General features: G+C 55.9%; 24 protein-coding genes. 3 read left to right on the top strand and 21 right to left on the bottom strand.

What is annotated here, in order from left to right:
- Positions 1-3 precede the first annotated feature (3 nt).
- The 3 genes from ACP3PW_RS13380 to ACP3PW_RS13370 form a co-directional block, all read right to left on the bottom strand.
- Entirely contained in the window at positions 4-549 is a 546-nt protein-coding gene (locus tag ACP3PW_RS13380; RefSeq protein WP_426417229.1) for a YaeQ family protein, read from the bottom strand.
- A gap of 332 nt (positions 550-881) precedes the next feature.
- A complete protein-coding gene (gene thrC / locus ACP3PW_RS13375) occupies positions 882-2,282 on the bottom strand; it encodes a threonine synthase (protein ID WP_426417228.1) in 1,401 nt (466 codons plus the stop codon).
- A gap of 69 nt (positions 2,283-2,351) precedes the next feature.
- A complete protein-coding gene (locus ACP3PW_RS13370; protein ID WP_426417227.1) occupies positions 2,352-3,653 on the bottom strand; it encodes a homoserine dehydrogenase in 1,302 nt (433 codons plus the stop codon).
- Positions 3,654-3,905: 252 nt separating this feature from the next.
- Here ACP3PW_RS13370 and ACP3PW_RS13365 point away from each other — a divergent pair, with 252 nt between their 5' ends.
- Entirely contained in the window at positions 3,906-5,735 is a 1,830-nt protein-coding gene (locus tag ACP3PW_RS13365) for a GMC family oxidoreductase N-terminal domain-containing protein (protein WP_426417226.1), read from the top strand.
- Positions 5,736-5,756: 21 nt separating this feature from the next.
- Here the strand turns inward: ACP3PW_RS13365 and ACP3PW_RS13360 are convergent, their stop codons facing one another.
- Complete coding sequence (locus ACP3PW_RS13360) at positions 5,757-6,500, bottom strand: thioredoxin fold domain-containing protein (protein WP_426417225.1); 744 nt, start codon at positions 6,498-6,500, stop codon at positions 5,757-5,759.
- A gap of 131 nt (positions 6,501-6,631) precedes the next feature.
- Positions 6,632-7,549, bottom strand: a complete 918-nt coding sequence (gene xerD / locus ACP3PW_RS13355) for a site-specific tyrosine recombinase XerD (protein WP_426417224.1) — start codon at positions 7,547-7,549, stop codon at positions 6,632-6,634.
- A gap of 136 nt (positions 7,550-7,685) precedes the next feature.
- On the opposite strand from xerD, the gene ACP3PW_RS13350 reads away from it, so the two are divergent.
- Entirely contained in the window at positions 7,686-7,976 is a 291-nt protein-coding gene (locus tag ACP3PW_RS13350; RefSeq protein WP_426417223.1) for a hypothetical protein, read from the top strand.
- On the opposite strand, the gene ACP3PW_RS13345 is transcribed toward ACP3PW_RS13350, so the two are convergent.
- From ACP3PW_RS13345 to ACP3PW_RS13315, 7 genes are all read right to left on the bottom strand, one after another.
- Entirely contained in the window at positions 7,962-8,756 is a 795-nt protein-coding gene (locus ACP3PW_RS13345) for a glycosyltransferase family 2 protein (RefSeq protein WP_426417222.1), read from the bottom strand. The two genes, ACP3PW_RS13350 and ACP3PW_RS13345, sit on opposite strands and share 15 nt — an antisense overlap.
- Positions 8,749-9,255 carry a hypothetical protein gene (locus ACP3PW_RS13340; protein WP_426417221.1) on the bottom strand — a complete coding sequence of 169 codons (507 nt, stop codon included), beginning with the start codon at positions 9,253-9,255 and terminating at the stop codon, positions 8,749-8,751. Before ACP3PW_RS13340 ends, ACP3PW_RS13345 begins: the two co-directional genes overlap by 8 nt.
- Positions 9,246-10,040, bottom strand: coding sequence for a beta-ketoacyl synthase chain length factor (locus tag ACP3PW_RS13335; RefSeq protein ID WP_426417220.1), 795 nt, complete (start codon positions 10,038-10,040; stop codon positions 9,246-9,248). The genes ACP3PW_RS13340 and ACP3PW_RS13335 overlap by 10 nt, the downstream gene beginning before the upstream one ends.
- Positions 10,040-11,233, bottom strand: a complete 1,194-nt coding sequence (locus ACP3PW_RS13330) for a beta-ketoacyl-[acyl-carrier-protein] synthase family protein (protein WP_426417219.1) — start codon at positions 11,231-11,233, stop codon at positions 10,040-10,042. The genes ACP3PW_RS13335 and ACP3PW_RS13330 overlap by 1 nt, the downstream gene beginning before the upstream one ends.
- 197 nt (positions 11,234-11,430) lie before the next feature.
- Positions 11,431-11,745: a hypothetical protein gene (locus ACP3PW_RS13325; protein WP_426417218.1), complete on the bottom strand. Its 315-nt coding sequence runs from the start codon at positions 11,743-11,745 to the stop codon at positions 11,431-11,433.
- Between the two features lie 3 nt (positions 11,746-11,748).
- Positions 11,749-12,912, bottom strand: coding sequence for an AMP-binding protein (locus ACP3PW_RS13320; protein ID WP_426417217.1), 1,164 nt, complete (start codon positions 12,910-12,912; stop codon positions 11,749-11,751).
- A gap of 267 nt (positions 12,913-13,179) precedes the next feature.
- Positions 13,180-13,449, bottom strand: coding sequence for a phosphopantetheine-binding protein (locus ACP3PW_RS13315; protein WP_426417216.1), 270 nt, complete (start codon positions 13,447-13,449; stop codon positions 13,180-13,182).
- A gap of 208 nt (positions 13,450-13,657) precedes the next feature.
- On the opposite strand from ACP3PW_RS13315, the gene ACP3PW_RS13310 reads away from it, so the two are divergent.
- Complete coding sequence (locus tag ACP3PW_RS13310; RefSeq protein WP_426417215.1) at positions 13,658-15,508, top strand: hypothetical protein; 1,851 nt, start codon at positions 13,658-13,660, stop codon at positions 15,506-15,508.
- Positions 15,509-15,513: 5 nt separating this feature from the next.
- Here ACP3PW_RS13310 and ACP3PW_RS13305 read toward each other — a convergent pair whose 3' ends face one another.
- From ACP3PW_RS13305 to ffh, 9 genes are all read right to left on the bottom strand, one after another.
- Complete coding sequence (locus ACP3PW_RS13305) at positions 15,514-15,933, bottom strand: GtrA family protein (protein ID WP_426417214.1); 420 nt, start codon at positions 15,931-15,933, stop codon at positions 15,514-15,516.
- A gap of 1 nt (position 15,934) precedes the next feature.
- A complete protein-coding gene (locus ACP3PW_RS13300; protein ID WP_426417213.1) occupies positions 15,935-16,561 on the bottom strand; it encodes a class I SAM-dependent methyltransferase in 627 nt (208 codons plus the stop codon).
- Positions 16,558-17,727 (bottom strand): glycosyltransferase family 2 protein, encoded by a 1,170-nt coding sequence (locus tag ACP3PW_RS13295; protein WP_426417212.1) that lies wholly within the window; start codon positions 17,725-17,727, stop codon positions 16,558-16,560. Before ACP3PW_RS13295 ends, ACP3PW_RS13300 begins: the two co-directional genes overlap by 4 nt.
- Entirely contained in the window at positions 17,728-20,118 is a 2,391-nt protein-coding gene (locus ACP3PW_RS13290; protein ID WP_426417211.1) for a tetratricopeptide repeat protein, read from the bottom strand.
- 158 nt (positions 20,119-20,276) lie between these two features.
- A complete protein-coding gene (gene rplS, locus ACP3PW_RS13285) occupies positions 20,277-20,630 on the bottom strand; it encodes a 50S ribosomal protein L19 (protein ID WP_426417210.1) in 354 nt (117 codons plus the stop codon).
- Positions 20,631-20,689: 59 nt separating this feature from the next.
- Positions 20,690-21,439 carry a tRNA (guanosine(37)-N1)-methyltransferase TrmD gene (gene trmD / locus ACP3PW_RS13280; RefSeq protein WP_426417209.1) on the bottom strand — a complete coding sequence of 250 codons (750 nt, stop codon included), beginning with the start codon at positions 21,437-21,439 and terminating at the stop codon, positions 20,690-20,692.
- A 2-nt stretch (positions 21,440-21,441) separates the two neighbouring features.
- Positions 21,442-21,999 (bottom strand): ribosome maturation factor RimM, encoded by a 558-nt coding sequence (gene rimM / locus ACP3PW_RS13275; RefSeq protein WP_426417208.1) that lies wholly within the window; start codon positions 21,997-21,999, stop codon positions 21,442-21,444.
- A gap of 25 nt (positions 22,000-22,024) precedes the next feature.
- Entirely contained in the window at positions 22,025-22,270 is a 246-nt protein-coding gene (gene rpsP / locus ACP3PW_RS13270; RefSeq protein ID WP_426417207.1) for a 30S ribosomal protein S16, read from the bottom strand.
- A gap of 167 nt (positions 22,271-22,437) precedes the next feature.
- Positions 22,438-23,859: a signal recognition particle protein gene (gene ffh, locus ACP3PW_RS13265; protein ID WP_426417206.1), complete on the bottom strand. Its 1,422-nt coding sequence runs from the start codon at positions 23,857-23,859 to the stop codon at positions 22,438-22,440.
- Positions 23,860-24,079: the final 220 nt, after the last annotated feature.

Genomic DNA, 24,079 nt, shown 5'->3' with positions numbered 1-24,079 from the left:
TACCTACCCCTCACTGCGTTGCAACCACTCAGGGGACAGCTGTTCACTGGCATCCCCCAGGGTCACCATCCATTCACCATCACTGATCATTACCGAGCACTCGCAATTTCGCGACAACCCCTTTAGGAGAGCCTGCAAGGGCTCGTAAGGAACCACACACAACTCCAGATTGCGCAGCGACCCCAGCTTGGCAGCCTGTTTCTGCTGCCACACCCGGCAGGAGGAACCATAAGCATAGACAACCACCCGCTTCGCCTTACGAGCGGCGCTGATCACACGGTCTCCATCCGGCTGCCCCACCTCGATCCACTGCTGCAAGACGCCATCCAGCGAGTGCTGCCAAACATCCGGTTCATCCGTTTGAGAGATCCCTCGGGTAAACTCGATCCCCTCCCCGTAACGATCAGCGAAGGCCAGCAAGCGCACCAATAAACGCTCCTCGGTCTCCGACGGATGCAGTGCCAAGGTTAATCGTTGCTGCTGATAGCGATGCCGATCCATATCGCTGAGGGAAAGATCGACTTTATAGATGGTGGGTTTGAGGGCCATGGGGCTGCTCTTGTTGGCTTAAAGGGTGGTTCCAAATAGAGGCGCAGTGTAGCGGGTTCAACTGCAAAGCGCTGCCATTGAAGCTGAATTTGCGGCACTGAAAAATACAGGTCAGCTCAAAAGCCGGTTCAGGTGCCGGCTCATAAACCGATGCAACCGATCGCCAAACCCATGCCGGCGAGCAAGGGTGGCCAGACTCAATAACAGCCTGCCTCCCGGCCTCAACAACGCCAAACAGCACCACATGCGTACTCCGAAGACAAACCTTATGAAGCCTCACAAAAAAGCCAGCATTTACGCTGGCTTTGTTGCTGCTTGCTCGCGGGACGGTTTTAGAGCGCGCGGCTGTGCTCACGTATAAACTCGTGCAGCGCAGCGATATCTTTCTTCAGCACACTCATACGTTCTTCACGCTCATACAGGTCACGCAGGTGATAAGGCAGCTCGGGGGCTTGCAAACCCGCCTTGACCACAGGCTCCGGGAATTTAACCGGATGGGCGGTGGCCAGAGTCACCATCGGCACTGATGGATCGCGGCGACACTGGCGCGCGGCCCGCACGCCGATTGCGGTATGGGGATCGAGAAGATACTCGCTCTGGGCAAACACCTGCTTGATGGTTTCGCAGGTTTGCTCATCGTCGACCCGGGCGCTATCGAACAGTTCGCGGGCAAAGTTCCAGCGATGCTCCTCAATCGACAACTCACCCGTCGTTTTGAAGTTATCCATCAGCTCGGCTATCGCGGCACCGTTGCGGCCGTACAGATCGAACAGCAAGCGCTCGAAATTACTCGACACCATGATATCCATACTCGGCGACAGGGTGTGTTCCAGGGTAGATTTATCGTAGTGATTCTTGCTGATAAACCGGTGCAGGATGTCGTTGCTATTGGTGGCCACGATCAACTGGCTGATCGGTAACCCCATATTACGAGCGATGTAACCTGCGAATATATCTCCGAAATTTCCGGTCGGTACAGAAAAAGCGACGCTACGGTGGGGTGCGCCCAGGGTGATACCCGCAGCAAAGTAGTAAACCACCTGAGCCATGATCCGTGCCCAGTTGATGGAGTTGACCGCAACCAGTCGCGCTTTCCCCTCAAGGAAAGACTGGTCGGCAAAACTCTCCTTCACCATCGCCTGACAATCATCAAAGTTGCCCTCGATGGCCAGGTTATGGATGTTGTCACCGGCGATGGTGGTCATCTGCTTGCGCTGCACCTCGGAAACCCGGTTGTGAGGATGCATAATAAAGATATCGACGTTGTCGCAGCGTTTACAGCCTTCGATCGCCGCCGAGCCAGTATCTCCAGAGGTGGCCCCCACAATCACGGCGCGCTCGTTGCGACGCTCTAGAATATAGTCAAGCAGGCGTCCCAGTAGCTGCAAGGCAAAATCCTTAAACGCCAGGGTGGGGCCATGAAACAGCTCCATAACCCACTCGTTGCTGGCGATCTGGTTCAGGGGTGCGACGGCGCTGTGGCTAAACTCGGCGTAAGTCTCATCGATAATTCGGCTAAGATCATCCGCCGGAATACTCTCTGCAACGAAGGGTGCGATGATCTTCTTGGCGAGTTCAGCGTAGGAGAGACCCGCCCAACTGGCGATCTGCTCAGGAGTGTAGCGAGGCAGGCATTCGGGAACATAAAGGCCACCATCGGGTGCCAGGCCAGTTAGCAATACGTCTTCAAAATTGAGGGCGGGGGACTGACCCCGAGTGCTGATGTATTTCACGATATGTTCGCTCGTTCTATGGAGGCTGGCGCCCACTTGTAAATGCGGGCTACCAGCGAGAGTATGGGGTTAGTCCAGGTGATCCATGCGGATGCGGGTGACCTGTCCGCTAACGACATCCAGTGCTTCCAGGTCGGTGATCGCACTGTTCATCTGGGACTCCTGCACGCTATGGGTCAGCATAATAATATGGGCCAGCTGCTCATCGGCCCTCACCTCTTTTTGCAGAATTGCCTCGATGTTGATACCCGCTTGGCTAAGCACACCGGTTATGGTGGTCATAACGCCGGGCTTATCGCTGGCATCAAGGCGCAAGTAGTAGGCGCTTTCGATCTGATCCACCGGTAATATTGGTAGGTCCTGCAACTCATTGCTGCCGAAACCCAACCCGGTGACGGCACATTCAGGGTGTTCGAAGCTACGAGCCACATCGACAATGTCGGCCACCACCGCTGAGGCAGTAGGTTCGGCACCGGCACCCGCACCGTAATACATGGTGGGGCCCACAGCGTCCCCGTCAACCATAACGGCGTTCATCACCCCGTCCACATTGGCGATCAAGCGGCTACTGGGAATCAGGGTTGGATGCACTCGAAGCTCGATGCCCTCTGCGCGACGACGCGCGATGCCCAGGTGTTTGATCCGATACCCCAACGCTTCGGCGTACCTGACATCTTCAGGGCTTACCTTGCTAATGCCCTCGGTATAGGCCTTCTCAAACTGCAGGGGAATACCGAAGGCGATCGCAGCCAGAATCGTCAGCTTGTGCGCCGCATCGATCCCCTCCACATCAAAGGTGGGGTCGGCTTCGGCATAACCGAGCGCCTGCGCCTCGGCGAGCACATCGGCGAAATCGCGTCCCTTGTCGCGCATCTCGCTAAGAATAAAGTTGCCGGTACCGTTGATAATACCCGCGATGGTACTGATTTTATTCGCGGACAAGCCTTCGCGGACAGCCTTGATCACCGGGATTCCCCCAGCCACACCCGCTTCGTAGGCCACGCTGACACCTTTGGCTGCCGCGGCGTCGAAAATTTCATTACCGTGCTCAGCAATGAGCGCCTTGTTGGCGGTGACCACATGCTTGCCGTTTTTGATCGCGGTTAACACCAGTTCGCGGGCAGTATCGTAACCACCGATCAATTCAACGACCACATCCACATCGGGATCCCGCGCCACATCGAAGATGTCGGCACTGGTGCGGACACTGGCCGTATCACAGTCGGGGTTAGGTCGGCGAGCGCCGATCATCTCCACCCGAATTTCACGACCCAGGCGACGACGAATCTCTTCGGCGTTGCGGGTTAAAACATTGAAGGTGCCACCACCAACGGTGCCCAATCCACAGATACCCACTTTGATAGGTTTCAAACCAGTTTCCCCGATTCAGCTAACGGTCTTGGCCCAAGGCCATAAATGAGGCGAATATTATACAGAGATTCAACGTCTCAGCGACCCCCGACAACCGCATTAAGAGACCATTAACAGGGAATAGGGCGCGATGATGATAGGAAATCGTGAGTCCAGGCAAAACAATCCTGGGCGCAGGTTTCAACACGCTTATCCCAGCCGGCCAGTCGGGATATACTGACCACCACCCTTTTGCTGGCAACGCGACCCTCCATGGAGCAAAAAACACTTCTGCGCACCCTCTGCCCGGCTCTGGTCGCCCCCTGGGTAACACCGAGTGAGGAGGAGATAACGTCGCTGGTAGCCTTTGCCGATACACAGATAGGCAACCTCCCCTGGACGCTGCGACTGTCGATTCAAACAGGCTTGCAACTACTCCCCCTACTGGTTCTGGGCAGGCACCAGCGGTCGATCCTACGTCTTGGGGATACGCAGCTGCAAAGGTTACTCAACCACCAGCTGGAGCAGGGTGTAATGCCCCTGCGGGGGGGGCTCCGCTACCTGAAGCGCCTGTGCTTACTGCATGATTACAGCCCCGACAATAGCTGTGAGACCGACAAGCGCTGGCCATCCCTGTCGGTGAATGGGGCGCAAAGCACAATTTTCGACGCGATTGTGGTGGGCAGCGGCCCCGGGGGCTGCCTGTCGGCCACTCGCCTGGCCGAAGCGGGCTATCGGGTACTCCTAATCGAAGAGGGTGCGACTGAGGCGGTTCGTGGTGAGCTGTTCAGTTTCGCCGAAATGTCCCCACACCTGCGCCATAAGGGGATCAACCTGAGCATCGGGTCTCCCCCTATTGCATTGGCCGAGGGCCGCACACTGGGAGGCGGCAGCGAAATCAACAGCGCCCTTTACCTGCGCCCGACCTCCTCGCTCTTGGCCCATTGGCAGCAGCAGTACGGGCTCATCCTCGGCCGCGAAGGCCTGACCCCCTGGTTAGAGAAAAACGAGCAGGAGCTTGGCGTCAGCGCCCCCCCTATCGCGGTCGCCCCCGCATCACTGCGCTTGCAGCAAGGGGCCGAGTCTCTGGGCTGGGAGTGGCAGCGGGTATCCCGCCTGACACTGCCCCAGGGAGATAAGTGGCAGGACAGCCAACGCAAACACTATCGCACCATGCGCAGCACCCTGATACCCCGTTTCACAACGTCCGGGGGCGCCCTGTTAAGCGACTGCAGGGCAGAAAAAATGAGCTACGCTGAGGGGCGCTGGAGTATCAGGCTGAGTACCCGGGATGAGGCGTTTACGCTTTCGAGCCCCAGGCTGGTAATCGCATGCGGATCGTTGCAGACACCCGCCCTACTGCGGCGCAGCGGCTTGCGACGCAACATCGGCAACCAACTGCGCATGCAACCGATCCTCAAGGTGGCGGCGCTATTCAACGAGGCGGTGACCGATAGCAGCAGCGGAATGGGTGATCACCAGGTGAAGGAGTTCTGCCCCGACTACAGTTTCGGCTGCGCCATCGCATCACCACAACAACTTGCGCAGCTGCTCGAACCCTACCCGGAGGGCCCTCGCCTGGTCACAGAGCAGGCGAGCAATCTGGCGATCTACTCCCTTATGCTGCACAGCCCAAGCGACGGGCAGATACGCAACACCCCGGGCAGTGACGCTCCCCTCGTACGATATTCCCTTAGCCCGCAAGATTGGCGTTTACTGCAGCGCGGGTTCACCCAACTGGGTAGACTGCTGTTTGCCGCTGGCGCTCAGGCGCTCTTCCCCGGGTTTGAAGTCCCCCTGAAGCTATCGGATACAGAGGAACTGGAGCAGATGCCCCCGCTCATCCAATGTCGACCCCAGCTAACCGCGCTGCATTTCTCCTCCAGCTGTCCTGGCGGTGAAAACCACCGTCGCTGTGGGTGCGACTCCTTCGGCCGGGTAACGGGTCACCCCGGACTCTATCTCAGTGACGCCAGCCTGCTACCCTCGATGCCCACCGCCAACCCCCAGGGCACCCTGATGGGACTGGCACGACGCAACGTCGAGCACTGGATTGATACGGGAGAGTTTGGCGTGTCGGCGGGGGACAGAGAGCCAGGCTGAACGCTGGCTCTCCTGGTCGTGCTAGAGAATACCCAGGTCCTGGGCCAGGGCCTCGGCAGGACGATAGCCGGGAATCATGGTGCCATCATCGAGAAACAGCGCCGGCGTACCCCGAATGCCGAGCTGAATACCCAGCTCATACTCCTCCTGTACCGGATTGTCGCAGCTCTTATCCGCCACATCCTTACCGCTCTTGGCGTCGGTCATTGCCTGAAGAGGGTCATCGGCGCACCAAACGCTTTGCATGACGGCATAGGCCGGACTGTTTTTACCGCCACGGGGGAACGCCATATAGCGCACTTCTATTCCCATGGCATTCAGCTGGGGCACCTCGGAGTGCAGCTTGCGACAGTAGGTGCAGTCGACATCGGTGAACACAGTAATTGAGGCTTTTTGCTCACCTTCCGCCGCGAACACGATCTGCTTGTCACGGGCAAATCCATCCAGCAGCTCCGCGTTAATCTGGCTCCGCACGGCGTCGGTCAGATTCACCACCTGATTGCCACCCACACTCAGCAGATCACCCTGAAGCACATAGTTGCCGTCGGCGCTAACATACAGCAGGTCCGACTTGCCGATGGTCACCAGGTAAATTCCTGCGAGAGGCGTGGGGGTCACATCGCTTATCTGGATGCTGTGATCCAGTTGCTGCATTTGTGCGCGAATCGCCGCTTCTGCCTTGGCATCGGCCGCCGCATCGGCAAACCCCTGGACGCTGAACAGACAGAAAAACAGCCCGCCCAGCAGTGAAATTGTTTTGTTCATTTAGGACCTCTATGTCGGTAATCGCTGCGATGTAGGTGCCGATCTTACACAGCCTCAGAGCATTAGACCGCAGATCAGGGGAAACTATTCTAACAGATTCGATTTTTTTACCCAGAAAAACGATGCCGCCGCTATCCCCTGGGGTGATGGCTGGCATGGAGCTGTTGCAGGCGGTGCTGGGCGACATGAGTGTAGATTTGGGTAGTCGAAAGATCGCTGTGCCCAAGCAACAACTGCACCACCCGCAGGTCGGCGCCGTGATTGAGCAGATGAGTGGCAAAGGCATGACGCAGGGTATGGGGCGAGAGGGGCTTGGTGATGCCACTGTCGATCGCATAGCGTTTGAGGCGATGCCAGAAGGTCTGGCGGGTCATAAAACTGCCCCGCAAGCTCGGGAACAATACGGGTCCCTGACCATCGCCAATCAATTGTGGGCGCCCCTCCTTGAGATAGGTGCTGAGCCACTCCAACGCCTCCTCCCCCATCGGTATCAGGCGCTCCTTTCCCCCCTTGCCCAGAATGCGCACGACCCCGGCACGCAGGTTGAGCATCGACAGCTCCAACCCCACCAGCTCGGAAACCCGCAAACCGCAGGCATAGATCAGCTCCAGCATCGCGCGATCCCTCAGCCCCAGCACGGTGGACGTATCGGGCGCTTCCAGCAACGCGTCTACATCCTCTTCGGTCAGGGTTTTTGGCAACGGTCGTCCCAGCTTCGGCAACTCAATATTGAGGGTTGGATCGAGGCTCAGGTGCTTTTCCCGCAACAGGTACTGATAAAAGCCACGCAGACAGGAGAGCAAGCGCGCGGTCGAGCGCGCCTTGTACCCTTGCGAGAGACGGTAGCCGAGGTATTCCAACAGCTGCCCACGTTGAACCTTGAGCAGATCACTCTCTCCCTGACGGGCGCACCAAAGTGCAAACCCGTGCAGATCCCGCCGATAGGAGGAGAGGGAGTTCTCGCTGAGGCCTCGCTCCATCCAGGCGCTATCGAGATAGAGATCAATCCAGGTACGGGTGCCGTCGGATAGCTGTGATGCGGTTGTCATGCTGGGAAAATTTCACTTTCGAATCGCCAAATGCTGCTTTAGAGTACACCGCCAGCACCACTACTTGCACCCGGATCTTTGCGCCCGCCCCGTATAAAGGGTACCCGCTAACCGGTCATCCACGAGGTTTATTATTATGTCATCACGTTACTTCGCCCTGATCACTGCCCTATCTGCCCTGATCCTCAGCGGTTGTGCAGGCCATGGCAACCAGCAACTGTCGAGTCAATGCGCGAGCGGCCTGGATACCGCCTATGCGGAGCTGGATTTCGCCCAGAGTAAGGGCTTTGACGGCACGGTAGCCTGGGGAAAGGCGGCGGGCTTGTTAACCGCTGCCAAGGTGCAGCAGCAGTTCGAGAAGTACCCTAACTGCATCGATAAGGTAGAGCGCGCCCGCTACTACGTCCAGCAATCACTCAAGGGTTGAGCCCACAATCGCCACCCGACTCAGGCTGCGCCATAACCCCAGTGGCGCAAACCCTCGGCCCAACAGCTTCATCGAGACCATAAAGGTAATCAGAGCGATATCCAGTATTGGCCGGAAATGGCTGGGACGGGCGTCGATCGCATAGTGACTGCGAATCGGTAAAGCGATCACATCGAACCCCGCCCGCACCGACTCGATCAGGATAGCGCTCTCAAACACAAACCCTCCCCCCAGCCCATGCCCATGATGGAAATGTTCCAGCAAGGAGCGCGGGTAGAGGCGTAACCCACATTGCGTATCAAGCAACGGGGCACCGGCGGCCCAGGAGATCCAGAAATCCGCAATGCGATTGGCGCGGCGTCGTGCCCGGGGCGCCAGCTCGTTACTTTGCAGACGAGCGCCAACCAGCAGCTTGCCGGGATAGTAACGTGACAATCGCAGTAAACGGGGAATTTCGTCGGGGTTATGTTGGCCGTCGCCATCGAGGGTGATCACACCGGCGGCACCCAGGCCCAGGGCGTAGCCAAATCCGCTCCTTAACGCGGCCGCCTTACCCTGTCGATGGTCGTGCAATAGCACCTTGGCACCAGCCTCACGCGCCAACTCGGTCGTGTTGTCGGTACTGCCATCGTCAACCACGATCACCAGCCCTGCATAGCCCCCTGCCTTGGTCACGATAGAGGCGATGGTGCGCGCTTCGTTGTATGCAGGAATCACCACCGCGATCTCATCCGCCTGAGAGCGCAGCTGCCTGCCTGATTGTGGATCGACGCTATTCACCCTGGAAAGCCATTCCTTGATCGTGCCGTTGAGCGGGGTTCAGAATTACAGTAGCACGTCCGCTGGCCAATAATCGACCCGCGGCCTTAACCTCAAAGCCGTACAGGTGACCGTTGGTGTCGGACAACAGCTGGCGGCAGCAGATCTCCAGATCCTCCCCTACCCTTGAAAGATCCTCACAATAAACCTCGCACTGGTTAACCCCTGCCAGATACCCTGCGGACGGAACAAAGGCCCCACCTTCGCTATTGAGTCTATCCCGCTGCAACAGTGAGCCGTGAATAGCCATCGCTTGTCCGGCGTATTCAATGGCCACATGCCCATCCAGGCGCCCGGCGTGGCGCAAAGGATTGTCCCCTGCCCGGTGGGATCGCGCGGTGCACTGAATCTGCCCAGTGTCCCAGTCATCGACCGAATGCAACAGGCACATTGCTCCCCCATGGGGGAGTAGCCGTGATAGCTCACTCGCTTCGATCGGCACCGACGCATTCAAGGGCATGGTGCCACCTCAAGCTTTAGGCCCAGCTCCGGGTTCAGCGCGAGAACAACGTCCTCCGCCTTGCCCTGGGCCAGGGCGATCAATAACGGTAATAGCTCAGCGGCAGGATTATCTTCGCGCAACTGCTGCAGCGGTGCGTCGGCGATCGGGGATGCGCTATCTGCCGCGACGGTACTGAGGTCAATTCGAGCTTTGGATGCAGCTGTGGCCTGCCCACAGAGCACCAGCCCGGCGCCAAAAAAATATTCGATCGGCATCCCACTATGAAGCGGTTCAGGGGCTGGTACGTCGTAGGCGCACAATAATACCCTGGGCTCGCCAGCAGAGAGCTGCATGGCAGCGTCGAGCAGTCCGCTGGCAACGGTAAAGCGCCCTGATGAGAGGCAGTTCAACGGTTTACGACACCCCCTGCCGATGCTCCAGTAGCCACCGGCGGCGTTGTGCACCGAGTTATGAAAGCGGGTTGGCGACACCGCCTCGGGAGCGCGGGCCAGGGTTTGGCACATGTAGTTGAGAATATCGCTGTCGCCGTGAGCGGTAGCAAATACGGACGCCATTGATGCCGACCCGAGTCCTGCGCCGGTCACCGCCTGCAACGCGACCTCCAGCGCGAGGCGAACGGTATTGCCGCTGCGCCGCTGCTCCCGCGAGGAGAGTAGTTCCGGACGCGGAGCCTCGACCGGCTGCAGCAGGCTACCCGGCAGCGAGCACAAACGTTCGGAACCCTGTTCCCAGCCCTGCATGCCCGGCGCCCACAAACCCACCCCCTCAACGTAGAGCCGCATCAGGGCCTCCCCAGTATCAGACTGCAGTTATTGCCACCGAAGCCAAAGGAGTTACTCAACGCTCGCCGCGGATTCCCCTTGCGCGTAGCATCCACCACCGCTATCGGCAGCTCGGGGTCGAGCGTGCCTCGATTCAGGCTGCCCGGTACCAGCTCTTTTTCAATCGCCAGCGCACAGATAACCGCCTCGGTAATCCCCGCTGCGCCGAGGGTGTGTCCGGTCCAGCCCTTGGTCGAGCTGCACAGGGGGGCCGGAGCAAAGACGCGGCTAACCGCCAACGCCTCTACCGCGTCATTGACCGGCGTGGCCGTGCCATGAAGGTTGATGTAGTCGATATCTGTTGCCTGCAATCCGGCACTGTCCAGTGCCTGGGTCATAGAGCTCACCGCCCCATCCCCGGCAGGGTGAGGGCTGGAGATATGATACGCATCACTGCTCTCTCCAACTCCCAACAGGCACAGCGGCCCCTGCTCTGGTGATTCGCAGCGCTGCAGTAACATGAACCCTCCCCCTTCGCCGATATTAATGCCATCGCGCCCCAGGCCTCCGGGACGACAGGGATGGGAGGAGATCAGCGAGAGAGAATTAAACCCGTACAGTGTACTGTTGCAGAGGCTATCCACTCCGCCGACAACAGCTCCGTCGATCCACCCCGCCTCCAGCATCCGCTGGGCCATCGCAAACACCTTGGCGCTGGAGGAGCAGGCGGTTGAGACACAAAACTGGGGGCCGGTGATAGCCAGGCGACGGGACACGAAATCAACCAGCGAGTAATTGCTCACGGTTCCCATATAGGGCACTCCGGGGTTCAGGGGCGCCCGGGTCCCCTCTTCGCCGCTGCCCTGATTCACATAAGCCTGCTCGAAGTCATAGATTCCCGAGGTGCTGGTACCGAGAAAAAGTCCTAAACGAGTAGCACCCACCGCCTGGCGTAGCTCGGATACCTGCTCCTCGAAACCATCCTGACGCAGACACAGATCGGCCAGATGATTATTGCGACAATCGAGGTCGCGATATTGCGCCCCCAGCGAATAGTTATCCAGCTCTCGAACTCGTCCGATGTAGGTAGGCAGCTCATTGAAATCATTGACCGCCAAGCCACTGGCGTCGGCCTGCAGCGCCTTCAATAGTCGACGATTACCGATTCCAGCGCTGTTGCTGGCGGTATAAGCGGTGATCTGTATTGGCTGCATAGGGTCGTAAGTATCTGGACGGACGCCCAGTATAATCACCCCCCCTCACCAGCGGAAGTACCTTAGTGCCATTAACGTCTATTCCCACCCGTTAAGGCCAGGGAGCATAATGGCTGTAAAGATAGAAACCGATGGGATGGAGCAGCACCGCAGAGACTCGCCACGACGGCTGAATCCCTCCGGCACGAGTACCCCCCTTATTCACCGGCGCGGCTTATCCCCATTACCCCCACCACGAAGGGTTCGCCATCGATAGTGCCCCTAAACTTCAGTTTTCCTGCGGATTCCCGGTAGGTGACCTGAAACGCCACCTCGGCCAACAGGGGGCGCAGGAATTTAACCCGGGGCAGCTGCTGCAACCGCAGCGGTGCAGAGATCGCACGGGAGTATCCTTCGAGTAGACAGGAGAGTATCACCACGCCCGGCACCACTGGATTCGCGGGAAAATGCCCGGGCAGACTGGGGTGGTCGGAGGGTACTTTCATCTCAATACTGGTTTCGTTGTCCGTCACCGGTCACTCCTCCTTGTGGCCGCGACGGAGCACCTTTCGTGCGTCTGCCAAGGCTGCCAACAACGCGCTCCGGGGGAGCTTTCCCACTTTATTGCGAGGTAACCGCTCTACCCGAAGCAGGGGCCTGGGCAAAAACACCGGATCTACCTTGCGGCGCAAGCCGGCACGCACCTGCTCCACGCTGACACTCGACACCACCAGTGCGCACAAACGGGAGTAGTCGTCATTTTCTGTAAACACAACCGCATCCTCTACCCCCTCTATGGACTGAACAAGCCGGGTGAGCGCGGAAAAGGAGTGGCGCTTACCCGATATTTTGACCAGATCCTGATCGCGCCCCTGCAGCAAAAAACGGCCATCATTGAGGCACTCTATACGGTCGGATAAAAGCTGCTTCTGCCCTCCACCGACTAACCAGCACCGCTCTCCCTCGCGCTGCAAGCCGAGCCCTTGCAACAGCGTCCAGGCTGCTTCAGATGCGGTTTTACGAGTCGCCATGACACCATTTTCAGTGCTGCCGTAGATCTCTATCAGCGAGCACGAGCAACTCGCCTCCAGGGCAGCCGCCAACTCTTGGGAGAGCGGCGCCGTAGCGCTCAATACGCGGCCCGCGACAAATTCCTGGTTGCTCTGCACACAATAGCGCAGATGATCCGGCGTACTCACCAGCAAGGTACGGGAGGTCACGACCGCTGCGATATCAGCCGGATAAAACGGGCGGTAATCGACCGCGCATAAACCCGCGACCAGCGGCAGTAACAGGCCATTTTCCAGGCCGTACATATGCTGCAGCGGCACTGTCGCAACAACCCGCTCCAGATCGGCATTCAACACCGCTGTAGCGGTTTGTTGTGCCCGCAAAAAAAGCTGCTGCAGTGATTTGGGCTGCGGCCTGGGGGCACCCGTGGAGCCGGAGGTAAACAACACCACGGCATCGGGCCGCGTCCAGTAGCCCTCATCCAACACCAACGGCGCACCGACAACATCTTCCCCTACACCCAGCTCATCGCTGTCAAAAACCAGGTGAGGCAGATTACCGGACACCGCAAGATCGGCGCCGTCACTTACCAGGCACAGCGTACGACCGGGCTGCACCAACGCTTCCAATACCTCGGGGCTTTCATCGCAGGGCAAGATCATCTGCTGGCCACGCAACATAGCAGCCATCCATGTCACCAAAAAGCTGTGATGATGACGACAGAGATTAACGACCCCGTGGGTGGCGGGAAGCCTATGGGAAAACCGTTGAGCCTGGGCGACTAAGGCTGCACTACTAACCCTGGAACCCAGCCCGGCCCCTGTAAGCAGTACTGCGTCCGTGGCCTCGAACGCTGCAAACAAGCGCCTCACATCAACCCCGTTAGTACCCACAAACGGATGCGTCGCCAAGGTGCGCCGGGCAACGTCGCTCTAAGCTCCCCGAGCCGCTCCACATCAGGCGCGGTGCAGCTCAATATGGGCGCACAGAGTGCGCAGACTGGCGAAGATACGCGAATTATCAGGATCATCAGACTTTAACTGAATACCATAATTTTGTGATACCGCCAGCGCGATCTCCAACGCATCGATGGAATCGAGTGCGAGCCCCTCATCACCAAACAACGGCTCCTCAGGATCAATTTCATCAAGCTGGATATCCTCCAGGTTGAGTACCTCGACCATCAACTCGGCCATCTCTTTTTCTATACCTTGAAACTGCGCCATGAACTCTACTGCTCCTGATTCAATACACAACGAATTGCCGGCAATTATACCGGATCCTATCACTGGGCCATAAGCCATAATATGCTTATTCATCATGCTCAGACGTGGTGGTCGTTCCAGAGCCCGATGACATCACTCAGGCGTTGACTGCAGAGTTCCCTAAGCATCACAGCTACATTTAGTGGATAATGTAGACTGACGCCCATTGATGACCCTGGACATTAGAACTGTGCAATCCGGACGCCCCCTCCACCTGACATTGACGGCAGTTGGCATTGCCACGCTGTTTCAGGCGCTCTACCTTTATCTGGGGGTTTCTCCAGTCAATGACACTGAAAACTGGGATCTGTTATGGGACCCTGATAGCTACACCCATCTACTCAGGGTTCTGGAACTCCATCAAACCGGCGCGTGGTTCGATTCTACAATCGACCGATTTAACCCACCAGTGGGCACCGAGCTACACTGGTCTCGCGCACAGGACCTGCTGTTAATTTCCGGAGCCTGGATCGGCACCGCGTTATGGCCGTTTGATCAAGCCCTGCACGGCTGGGGCATTTTTCTAGCACCTGCTTTGCAACTGCTTTCCGCTGCCATTTTATGCTGGGGATTCAGGCCACTACTAGGTAAGTGGGGCTCGTTATTACTGATCGTTTTATTTTGTTTACAACGAGGCACCGCGCTCAATTTCGTTGCCGGATTTCCAGACCATCACGCGACGCAACTGATGCTAATGGCCGCAGTAATGGCCACGATGGCTCGCTCACTGGCAGTCCAAAGTAACCCTCGGCTTCTATTTGTTGCCGGCATACTATCGGCGATCCAACTATGGGTCAGTGTTGAAGGGCTTGTTTTGGTTCTCGCCTCGATGGTGACGCTGGGGGGCCTATGGGTTTTCCAACACAGCCCTACGGTTGCAGGTCTGCGCCGGTTTGCGACTGGCCTGGCGATAGGTGTCACGCTGGCACTGATCATTGAGCGCCCTCCATCACAGTGGGTATTGATTGACTACGACCGCCTATCCCTGCTTCACCTGGTAATATCCCTGGCATCCCTGTTGACTATTTTACTGCTTTCGCCGGAGTCCGTTCAGAAGCGGCTCAATAGTCTGTTGAAGCGCTTTGGCGCCGGAATTCTAGCCGCAACGTTACTATCGGCGATGCTAATCGGACTGTTTCCTTACCTTATTTCACCCTACGGTGCCCAACAGTCGGCTGAGGTGAAGAGCCTTATTGCCAGCATCTACGCGGAGTCCTCGTTTCTCCCCAACACTCCTGCTACCTGGTTTAATTTTATCCTTGAAACTGGGCCGCTCCTGTTTACCGGCCCCTTCGTTATTTACCAACTCATACGCGCCTATTCCCGGAAGCAAACCGGTGCACGCTGGATTTATTACCTATGTTGGATGGGTGTTACTAGCGCATACTGCCTGCACTCTTCTCGTGGCGTGCCCTTTATGGTACTTGCCTACTTGCCCGCCTGGGTTGAGCTGTTATCGACTCTTGGGCACAAGTGCATTAATTTGCTACGACGCCAGCAACGCAGGGCTGGCAGTTTCTACCTCCTGCTAGCGGGACTCGTACTGTGCAGTCACTGGGTAGTCGGCTGGAATATAGCAGGGCATTACTTCCCCGGTGCGAGTTATCGTAACCCCCTGCCTTACCACTACAGCGAACTACTACAATATCTACCGCGCACCCCGAATCCAGGCAGCGATACCATTCTGAGCGATACCTTCAGCGGACCGGAATTGGCGTACAAGAGTAATTATCAGGTGTTGGCCGCACCCTACCATATTGATACCAGAGGGATTCGCCTCAGCCGGTCCCTGCTCGCCAACTCAGCCTTATCACCTGAAAGCTATGTTGAGCTAAAAAAACACCGAGTTCGCTACATTCTATTGCCACGCTCAGCGCTATGGCGGTATGACCGAATCATTCGCTCTCCCTCGACGCTGCTGGGCAGACTCGTGCGTAACCGCCCACCCAAAGGGATTGAACGTATATCCCTACCACGTCATCTGCAACGACAGTTTTTATTGTATCGAGTGCAGCATTAAAGTGCCTAATGAGTGCGACGGAATACCCATAACAGGTTAAGTAGGTAGGTTACCACTGAGGCACCCAGCGCCCCTACGATAAAGGCCAACGTATCGGCGAAATGGGCCAGAGGTCCAACATCAAGCAGTAGTGCTCGTACACCAACAGAGAGCATCGAAGTAACACTGCCACCAATCAGTGCCACCACTATATAACTGACAAATACTCGCCGATGGCTATCGATCACCTCATAGTTAAAGGTAAACAAACGCTGCAACAGGTAGCTTGCCACAATCGCCACCGCATAGGTTACAACCACGGTAAACAGATAATAGCCCGTGTGTTGCGCGGGCATTAGCAGCGCCAGCAGCTCCCGAAACAGGACAGCACTAATACCAACGACACTACCTACAATTAGGTACCGGGCAAAACGAGGTAGCGCCATACTAGACTTTGGCTACCTTAGGGGAGAGATCGGCCTCCAACCTGCAAACGAAATGCAAGTTGCGTTCAAAGATCCAATTTAACGGCCAGCGATACAACCCGAGCCTCGTATTCCAGCCAACCGCTTCCAGGTCTAGCTGATCGAACGCTTGTCGCCAACGTGACGGCTCCCAGTAATTACAGGGTAGCGCGACTCCCTGGTGCGAGTTACCGACCCAATCCATTAACCATAACAACTGCCACGCAAAAGCCCCACTAACAAGATGATCTTTAATCACAACCCCTTTTCGAGCTACCCGGTTAGCTTCGGCAAGTAGAGCCTGTGGGTTATCGGTATGATGTAAAACATCCACAAACATCACGACATCGACCGAGTTATCATCAAGGGGAAAGCGATCTCCGTCATAGAGGGTTACGGGGATATGGGTTTGCTTTCGCAGCAGAACATCAATGCCTTGCAGGGACAAATCACCACGCTTGTCCATCAACTGCCTGGCCAATAAACCATCGCCACACCCCACATCCAGCACTGAAGCATTCTCAGGAAGCAAAGGCGAAAGTCCCTCTACCAACGCTGCAACACGGCCACCAAAGATTAGTTTCTTATGGATCGATTCCAACCAGCTCATTTGTGCGCCAACCCTAAAATACCAAGAAAGAAACTGGTAAGTATCAACTGAGCTCCCACTGCTAAAGCGGTTAGTGAAGGAATGGTAAGTCGCATCATCTGTGCAGGATTAAGATCCTCCCCCCCCCAGACCCACACCGCCGACAGGGAACCGATAATGCCCCCCAGCAAAAGCAACAGTCCCAACACCAGACCTTTTTCGAGTGTGAAGCGGCGCATAAAATTAACCACCCGATCATCGGGCGGCAACAGTCCTGCCCCTACCGCAAACACCTTGGAAAAAAGTGCAAAACTCACCGCTTGCAACCCCAGCAGCGTAGCGGCCGATGCGTAAAGGAGTGAGTGAATATCCAGCGTCAACCCCAGCAGCTGACGGGGCTGAGGGATCAACCATAACATCAGCAGTATCCCCACCAGAGCCAATAGCATACCCGGATAGAGAAAGGTCCAGCGCGGACTGTAGATCATCAGGAAGCGTAGGTGGCGCCAGCCGTCGCGCCAGCTGCGCAGATGGGGGGCGCGGCTGCGACCGTCGGGAGAAAGCGTGGTGGGAACCTCCACCACATTTAGACCATGCAGTGTCGCCTTAACCACCATCTCGCTAGCGAACTCCATACCACTGGTTTCAAGCCCAAGCGCAAGAATCGCTTCACGACGGAATCCACGCAACCCACAATGGAAATCACTCGCTTTACTGCCAAAAAACAGTTTACCGATACCGGTCAGAACCGGGTTCCCCAAATAGCGATGAAGCGGTGGCATGGCGCCCGGTTTAATACCGCCAAGAAACCGGTTTCCCATCACAAGATCAAAACCGTCGCGTAGCTTATCGACAAACAGGTCCAGAGCAGAAAAATCATAGCTGTCATCGGCATCCGCCATGATCACAAACCGACCCTCAGCGGATTGAATTCCGCCCATCAGCGCCGCACCATACCCCTTGGTTTCCACATTAACCACGCGAGCACCATGCTCTGTCGCTATCTGCTGGGAGCCATCTGTACTGCCGTTATCGGCGATAACTACCTCACCATCAACACCGTAACGCTGCAGAAACCCTTTAGCTTTATCGATGCAGATGGCCAGTGTTTCAGCTTCATTGAGGCAGGGCATGACAATGGATAGCTCTAGTTCGTCCGCCTGCCTAGAATAGGGTTCGCTCGCCATCTACTTTATCTCTCCATTGGCTAAATCAAATTGCCGAATACGTCGCCTCGCATCGCGGGCGTAACGTCCTTGGTCAACATTACGAAGGTACTCCTGCAAAAAACCAATCGCCTCTGCGTCATTACCTTCGTCCATCATTATCACGCCAGCCCGATAATAACCGTAAGCCAGCGTATCGTCCTTACGAGCGGCTTTCAAAAAATGTCTCGCTGCACTACCTAAGCGCTGATCCTGAACATCCACTAACGCCAGATTAAAGTTCGCCTGGGCATTATCGGGCTGAAGCACTAATACCTCATGAAACGACTTTCGAGCAGCGTCGAGATCACCGCGTGTATAGGCCATTGCACCAAGATCCAGAATACTGGCGATCTGCTGCATTTTCTGAAACTGTTGCGCCCAGCGTCCATACTCCGGATCTTTACCTGCGGCACCGCTCGCCCTGAAAATCGACAGTTTAGTCTCTATCGCCTTGATGTTATCCGGGTATTTCTCAAGCAGTTGGTCGACGTAAAGATGCGCTTGCCTGTAATTACCTTGGGCGACGCTGATGCCTGCCAGCTCCAGAAGCGCCCCCTTAAGGTGAGCAACACTATCTAACGTCGACAAATACAGGGTTTGCGCAGCCCCGAACTCACCCTGTAGTCGATAAATTGACGCCATCATATAGGACGCCACGACTCTGGCTCGGCCATTTGCATTAGACAATAAAGGAAACAGCAGCGACTGCGCTTCCTGAAAACGCTGAACGCTAATCAAGTATACAGCCTGGGCGACCTGCGCATCGACATTGTTGGACTGACGGGCATTTCTCATAACCTCATCCAGAAGCCGCCTGCCCTTCTCGCCCCGAAAGTACCGCGTCGTCAAGTGCTGTAACAAGGCAGGCGAAAACAGCTCGTATTCATAGCGCGCAAGCGATGCTTGCATTCGCCCTCTCCGGGCCAGCACCACGGACTGATCATCCCAGTAGACAAGCGCCCAATCCTTATTGGGAAACCCATTCACTTCGGGGTCAAGATAATCAAATCCCATAGTGGCGCGACTCAATAGCGCGTAGTTGAAGTCGAAACGATCAGATAATTGCGTTAGCACGGAAAAATCGGTATGGGCAGCGCGATTGGACTCCATCAACTGAACAGGTATTTTTCCCCGAGGATCGATAAACACCCTGCGCTGGGGGTAATCTCGCCAAACGATATAACCACCGTACCTGAACGTGTTGAAGAGATCCCCCTTAATACCACGCTCCTGCATCCACTGAAGTGCATTCTCCGGTGTATGTTCCAGACTTTGATCCAGCCGGGTGCTCGGCACCCCCGCTACTGCGATGGCCAGGGCAATACCCGCTATAGCCCAACCCACTGCGGCCGGAATTGTAAATTTCTGTGAGAACCTCTGCATCGAGGAGAGTTGCGCCACCAGTATCGGAAGAGATACCAGCAGCAGAGGATACTGAAAACGGCGACTGTAAAAAAAAAGGGCCACTAAAAGCATCACCACCAACGCATCGGCTAACCGGGCAGGCGACAAGCGTTTTTTTAGCAAGCCGATCAGTACGATTCCCAGCTGAAGACACAACACCCCCAAAGCGTAAAGGATGACACTAGCCTCCCGCTCCCACGTCGGTGGCCGCAGTTCTCCGATCTCCTCTTTGAAAAACTCCAACGTCACCACGTTAGCACCATAAAGGAACTGCTCTGCACCATTGGGATTGAGCAGCGGGGCACCAAGGGTCACGAGCAGCACCAAAGCCAGCAGCAGTTCATGCCTCCCCCAACGCTTTAAGCTCCAGGACTGTTGCGGCTTGGTAAAAAAGTGATAAAGAACCGCGTATCCAACCGGAACCACGCCCAATATGACACTCGAGTGAGTATTGGCCCACAAGATAAAAATTGGCGGCAAACCCAGTAGCCACCAGGGTCGGTCGCGGGAGAGTTCGACACACAGCAATGAACTCAGAAGAAAGAAAAAAAACAGTAAATCAGGGCGTAGCACAAAGCGGGGAGCCACCCATACTAAAGATAACATCAACACGACAAAAGCTAGCCACGCCCCCCCGGATCGGGCCAGAGCATAGCGGTACAGAAGTGCATACAGCCCGCCTGACAACACTGCCTTGGCAATAACCAACCCAGCCATACCCGCCACTAGATAAACCCAGTAAGTAGAGACGCCGAAAAGCCATGAACTATAGAAAAAGGACTCCTCGGGAGCTGTAAACACAAAGGGCTCAACGGCGGGGATTCCATTGTCGAGCAGATAACGCCCGAGTGATAGATGCATCCATGCATCGGTATCGACAATATCGGCTGCACCATAAGCTGCAGCCACCAGTGCAAGCAACACCATCAGCGCCTGACGACATCGGTTCTCAGTCAAGATCAGCACTAACCTCTCCATTTTATCCATTACTGCCTCTATCCATATCAAGACTCTCACCCAACGCAAACCCTAATCGATAGCAGTTTTCATTCCAACTTACTCCCTCATAACAAAAAAAGGCAGCCAATAGGCTGCCTTTTTTGCACATCACGGGAAGCGATGGGTTAACCCAACTTTTCCTTGATCCGAGCCTTCTTACCAGTACGGTCACGCATGTAGTAAAGCTTGGCCTGACGAACGTCACCACGACGCTTGACAGTGATGCTATCTACCAGCGGGCTGTAGGTCTGGAAAGTACGCTCAACGCCGACGCCGTTGGATATTTTACGAACGGTAAACGCAGAGTTCAGGCCGCGGTTACGCTTGCCAAGAACAAAGCCTTCAAACGCCTGCAGACGCTCGCGAGTACCCTCTTTTACCTTAACCTGTACGACAACGGTATCACCGGGGCCAAATACAGGGATCTCTTTTGACATCTGCTCCGCTTCAATCGCAGCGATGATCTTGTTCTTGCTCATGGTCTACTCCACTTTAAAAAGCAATTAAATCCACCCTGATCAATGCACGCTAGCAAGGGCTAGGCCTCTTTACCGTGATGATCGCGAATAACCTCATCCAACAACTTTTGCTGCTCTGGATTCAAATCCAGCTCTTGCAGCAGATCCGGGCGCCGTAACCAGGTACGTTTCAGCGATTGCGTTAATCGCCACTGCCGGATCATCTGATGATTGCCACTAAGCAACACATCAGGAACCTTTTTTCCTGCAATCTCAGGGGGACGAGTATAGTGTGGGCAGTCGAGCAGACCCGTTGAAAACGAATCTTCCTGGGCAGAGTCCTCATGACCGAGGGTTCCCGGAACAAAGCGTGAGACCGCATCGATTAAGGTCATGGCTGCCAATTCTCCACCGCTGAGGACAAAGTCACCTATGGACCACTCCTCATCGATCTCGGTTTCGACAACCCGCTCATCAATGCCTTCATATCGCCCTGCGACCAATACCAGCCGTTTGTAGCTGGACAGTTCCATCACACCTGCCTGGTCGAGTTTTCGACCCTGCGGCGAAAGATAGATTACCTTGGCCTCAGTTCCTGCAGCCGCTTTGGCCGCATGGATAGCGTCACGCAGAGGTTGAACTTTCATCAACATGCCGGGACCACCGCCATAAGGGCGATCATCCACCGTTTGGTGCTTATCCTGAGTAAAATCCCTGGGGTTCCAGAGATCCACCTCGATCAAGCCCTGCTTCACTGCTCGCCCTGTTATGCCCTGCTCCGTTACGGCTTTGAACATCTCCGGGAAGAGTGAAACAACTCCAAACCACACAACTAAAACTCCGGATCCCAATCGACCCGGACAAATCCCTCATCGAGATTTACTTCTTTGATCACCTGATCCGGCAAATAGGGCACCAAGCGTTCCCGCTCATCGATACTCTCTTTGCTAGCCCGCACCACCAGTACATCGTTGGCGCCGGTTTCCATCAGCTGAGCAACTTTCCCCAACAGCAACACTTCGACTCTACCGTCTTCGGTCTCACTGTCGACTATAACCTTCAGCCCCTGCAACTGATTCCAGTAGTATTCACCACTGTCCAGTTCCGGTAGCTGCGATCGTTCGACCAATATCTCGCTCGCCGTATAGGCTCGCGCGACCTCCCGATCATCACACCCCTTGAGGCGTACGACCAACCCCTTGCCATGCTGGCGGGCCTGATCAATTTCGACCGTCTGCAAGCGGCCCTGCTGCCTGAGAGTCCACTGGGGATAGTTAAGGATATTATCCATTGGCTCGGTATAGGAGTGCACCTTAACCCAACCCTTAACCCCGTAAACCGTGGTTATGCGCCCGAGAACGACCTGCTCTTTCTTCTGGACGGACGCCACAATTTAGACCCGTTTTAGCAACACGTTAGGCAGCAACAGCGTCTTTCAACAGCTTGGCTACGCGCTCGGAAGGAGTCGCACCCTGGGAAACCCAGAAGTCAAAACGCTCTTGATCAACACGCAGACGCTCTTCCTGGCCACGAGCAACAGGATTAAAGAAGCCAACACGCTCGATAAAACGACCATCGCGAGCGTTACGAGAATCGGCCACGGTCAAGTGGTAGAACGGGCGCTTTTTGGAGCCGCCACGCGACAAACGAATAGTTACCATGAATCAGTATTTCCTAAAGTTAAACAGGAGGCACGACGCCTCTTCGACCAACAACGAACGGACCGGAGCCCTTAAAGGGCGCACATTTTACGGCATAGGCCCGCCAATGCAAACTCTTTTTAAACCCATAACAGGGATATAACGGACAAAATAATCCGATAACACCCCTACATACCGGGGAATCGACCCCCTGGCGGCATCATTCCGCCGGGACCACCCATTCCACCCATGCCTCCGGGACCACCTTTCATGCCCCCCATACCGCGCATCAAATTGGCCATTCCGCCTTTGCGCGATACCTTTTTCATCATCTTTTGCATCTGCTTGTGCTGCTTGATCAGGCGATTGATATCCTGAATCTGGGTTCCGGAACCGGCAGCTATTCGCTTTTTGCGCGAACCATTGATCACATCAGGAAAGCGACGCTCTTTGGGCGTCATCGAGTTGATGATCGCCTCCATCTGAATAAACGGCTTCTCATCCGCCATTTTTTGCTGTGCGACCGCCGCCATATTGCCCATGCCCGGCAACTTATCCAGCATCGAGGCCATTCCACCCATCTTCTTCATCTGCTGCAGCTGATCGCGAAAATCTTCGAGATCGAACCCCTTGCCCTTCTGAATTTTGCGAGCAAGGCCTTCCGCTTTCTGCTTATCAAGCTTCTGCTCGGCCTCCTCGATCAGCGACAGCACATCGCCCATACCCAGAATACGCGACGCGATACGATCCGGATGGAAGGGTTCGAGGGCATCGGTCTTCTCTCCCATACCCAGGAATTTGATCGGCTTACCGGTAATATGACGTACCGACAGCGCCGCACCGCCCCGCGCATCGCCATCGGCCTTGGTCAGAATAACACCGGTTAACGGCAGCGTGTCATTGAACGCCTTGGCCGTATTGGCCGCATCCTGACCGGTCATGGCATCCACCACAAACAGCGTTTCGACCGGATCGATAGCGCTGTGCAGGTCGCGGATTTCGGTCATCATTTCGGTATCGACATGCAACCGACCCGCGGTATCGACAATCACCACATCGTAATGCTTGTTGCGCGCCTCGGTGATCGCTCCCTGCGCGATATCGACCGGCTTCTGGTCCGCACTACTGGGGAAAAAGTTAACCCCAACCTCGGACGCCAGAGTTTCAAGCTGCTTGATAGCCGCCGGGCGATAGATGTCGGCACTCACCACCAATACTGATTTTTTCTTGCGTTCACTCAGCCACTTGGAGAGTTTGGCGACCGAGGTGGTTTTACCCGCCCCTTGCAGGCCCGCCATCATAATGACCGCTGGCGGACGCGTTGCCAGGTCCAGCTCTTCGTTGGCGTCGCCCATGACCTTAACCAACTCGCCCTGGACGATCTTAACAAACATCTGCCCCGGACTGAGGCTCTTTTGCACCTCCTGACCCACCGCCCGCTGACGGATTCGCTCTACAAAATCCTTGACCACGGGCAGTGCAACATCTGCTTCCAGCAACGCCATGCGAACTTCGCGCAACGTATCCTTGATATTGTCTTCGGTCAGCTTCGCCTTGCCGGTTACATTTTTCAGCGTATGGGAAAGGCGGTCTGTTAGATTCTCAAACATCGATCTACCTTATTGCGGCCATTGGAGCTGACCTGGGTGTGAACAGATAAAAATAACGGGGCATTATACCCGAAGCCAACGACAAGACCAAAACCAACACCCGCTACTCCCCGCCACTCCGACATCCACCCCGGATAAACGCCAACAACGCCTCACTACAGAGGAGATCCGGGGGTTTTTTCGTTTCTCCAGCTTCACCACCCGCCGCGGTTGTGCCACA

The organism is Aestuariirhabdus sp. LZHN29 (assembly GCF_049985285.1).
Lineage (GTDB): Bacteria > Pseudomonadota > Gammaproteobacteria > Pseudomonadales > Aestuariirhabdaceae > Aestuariirhabdus.
The sequence above is the reverse complement of the archived record's forward strand: the minus strand, read 5'-3'. Positions and strand labels throughout refer to the sequence as shown.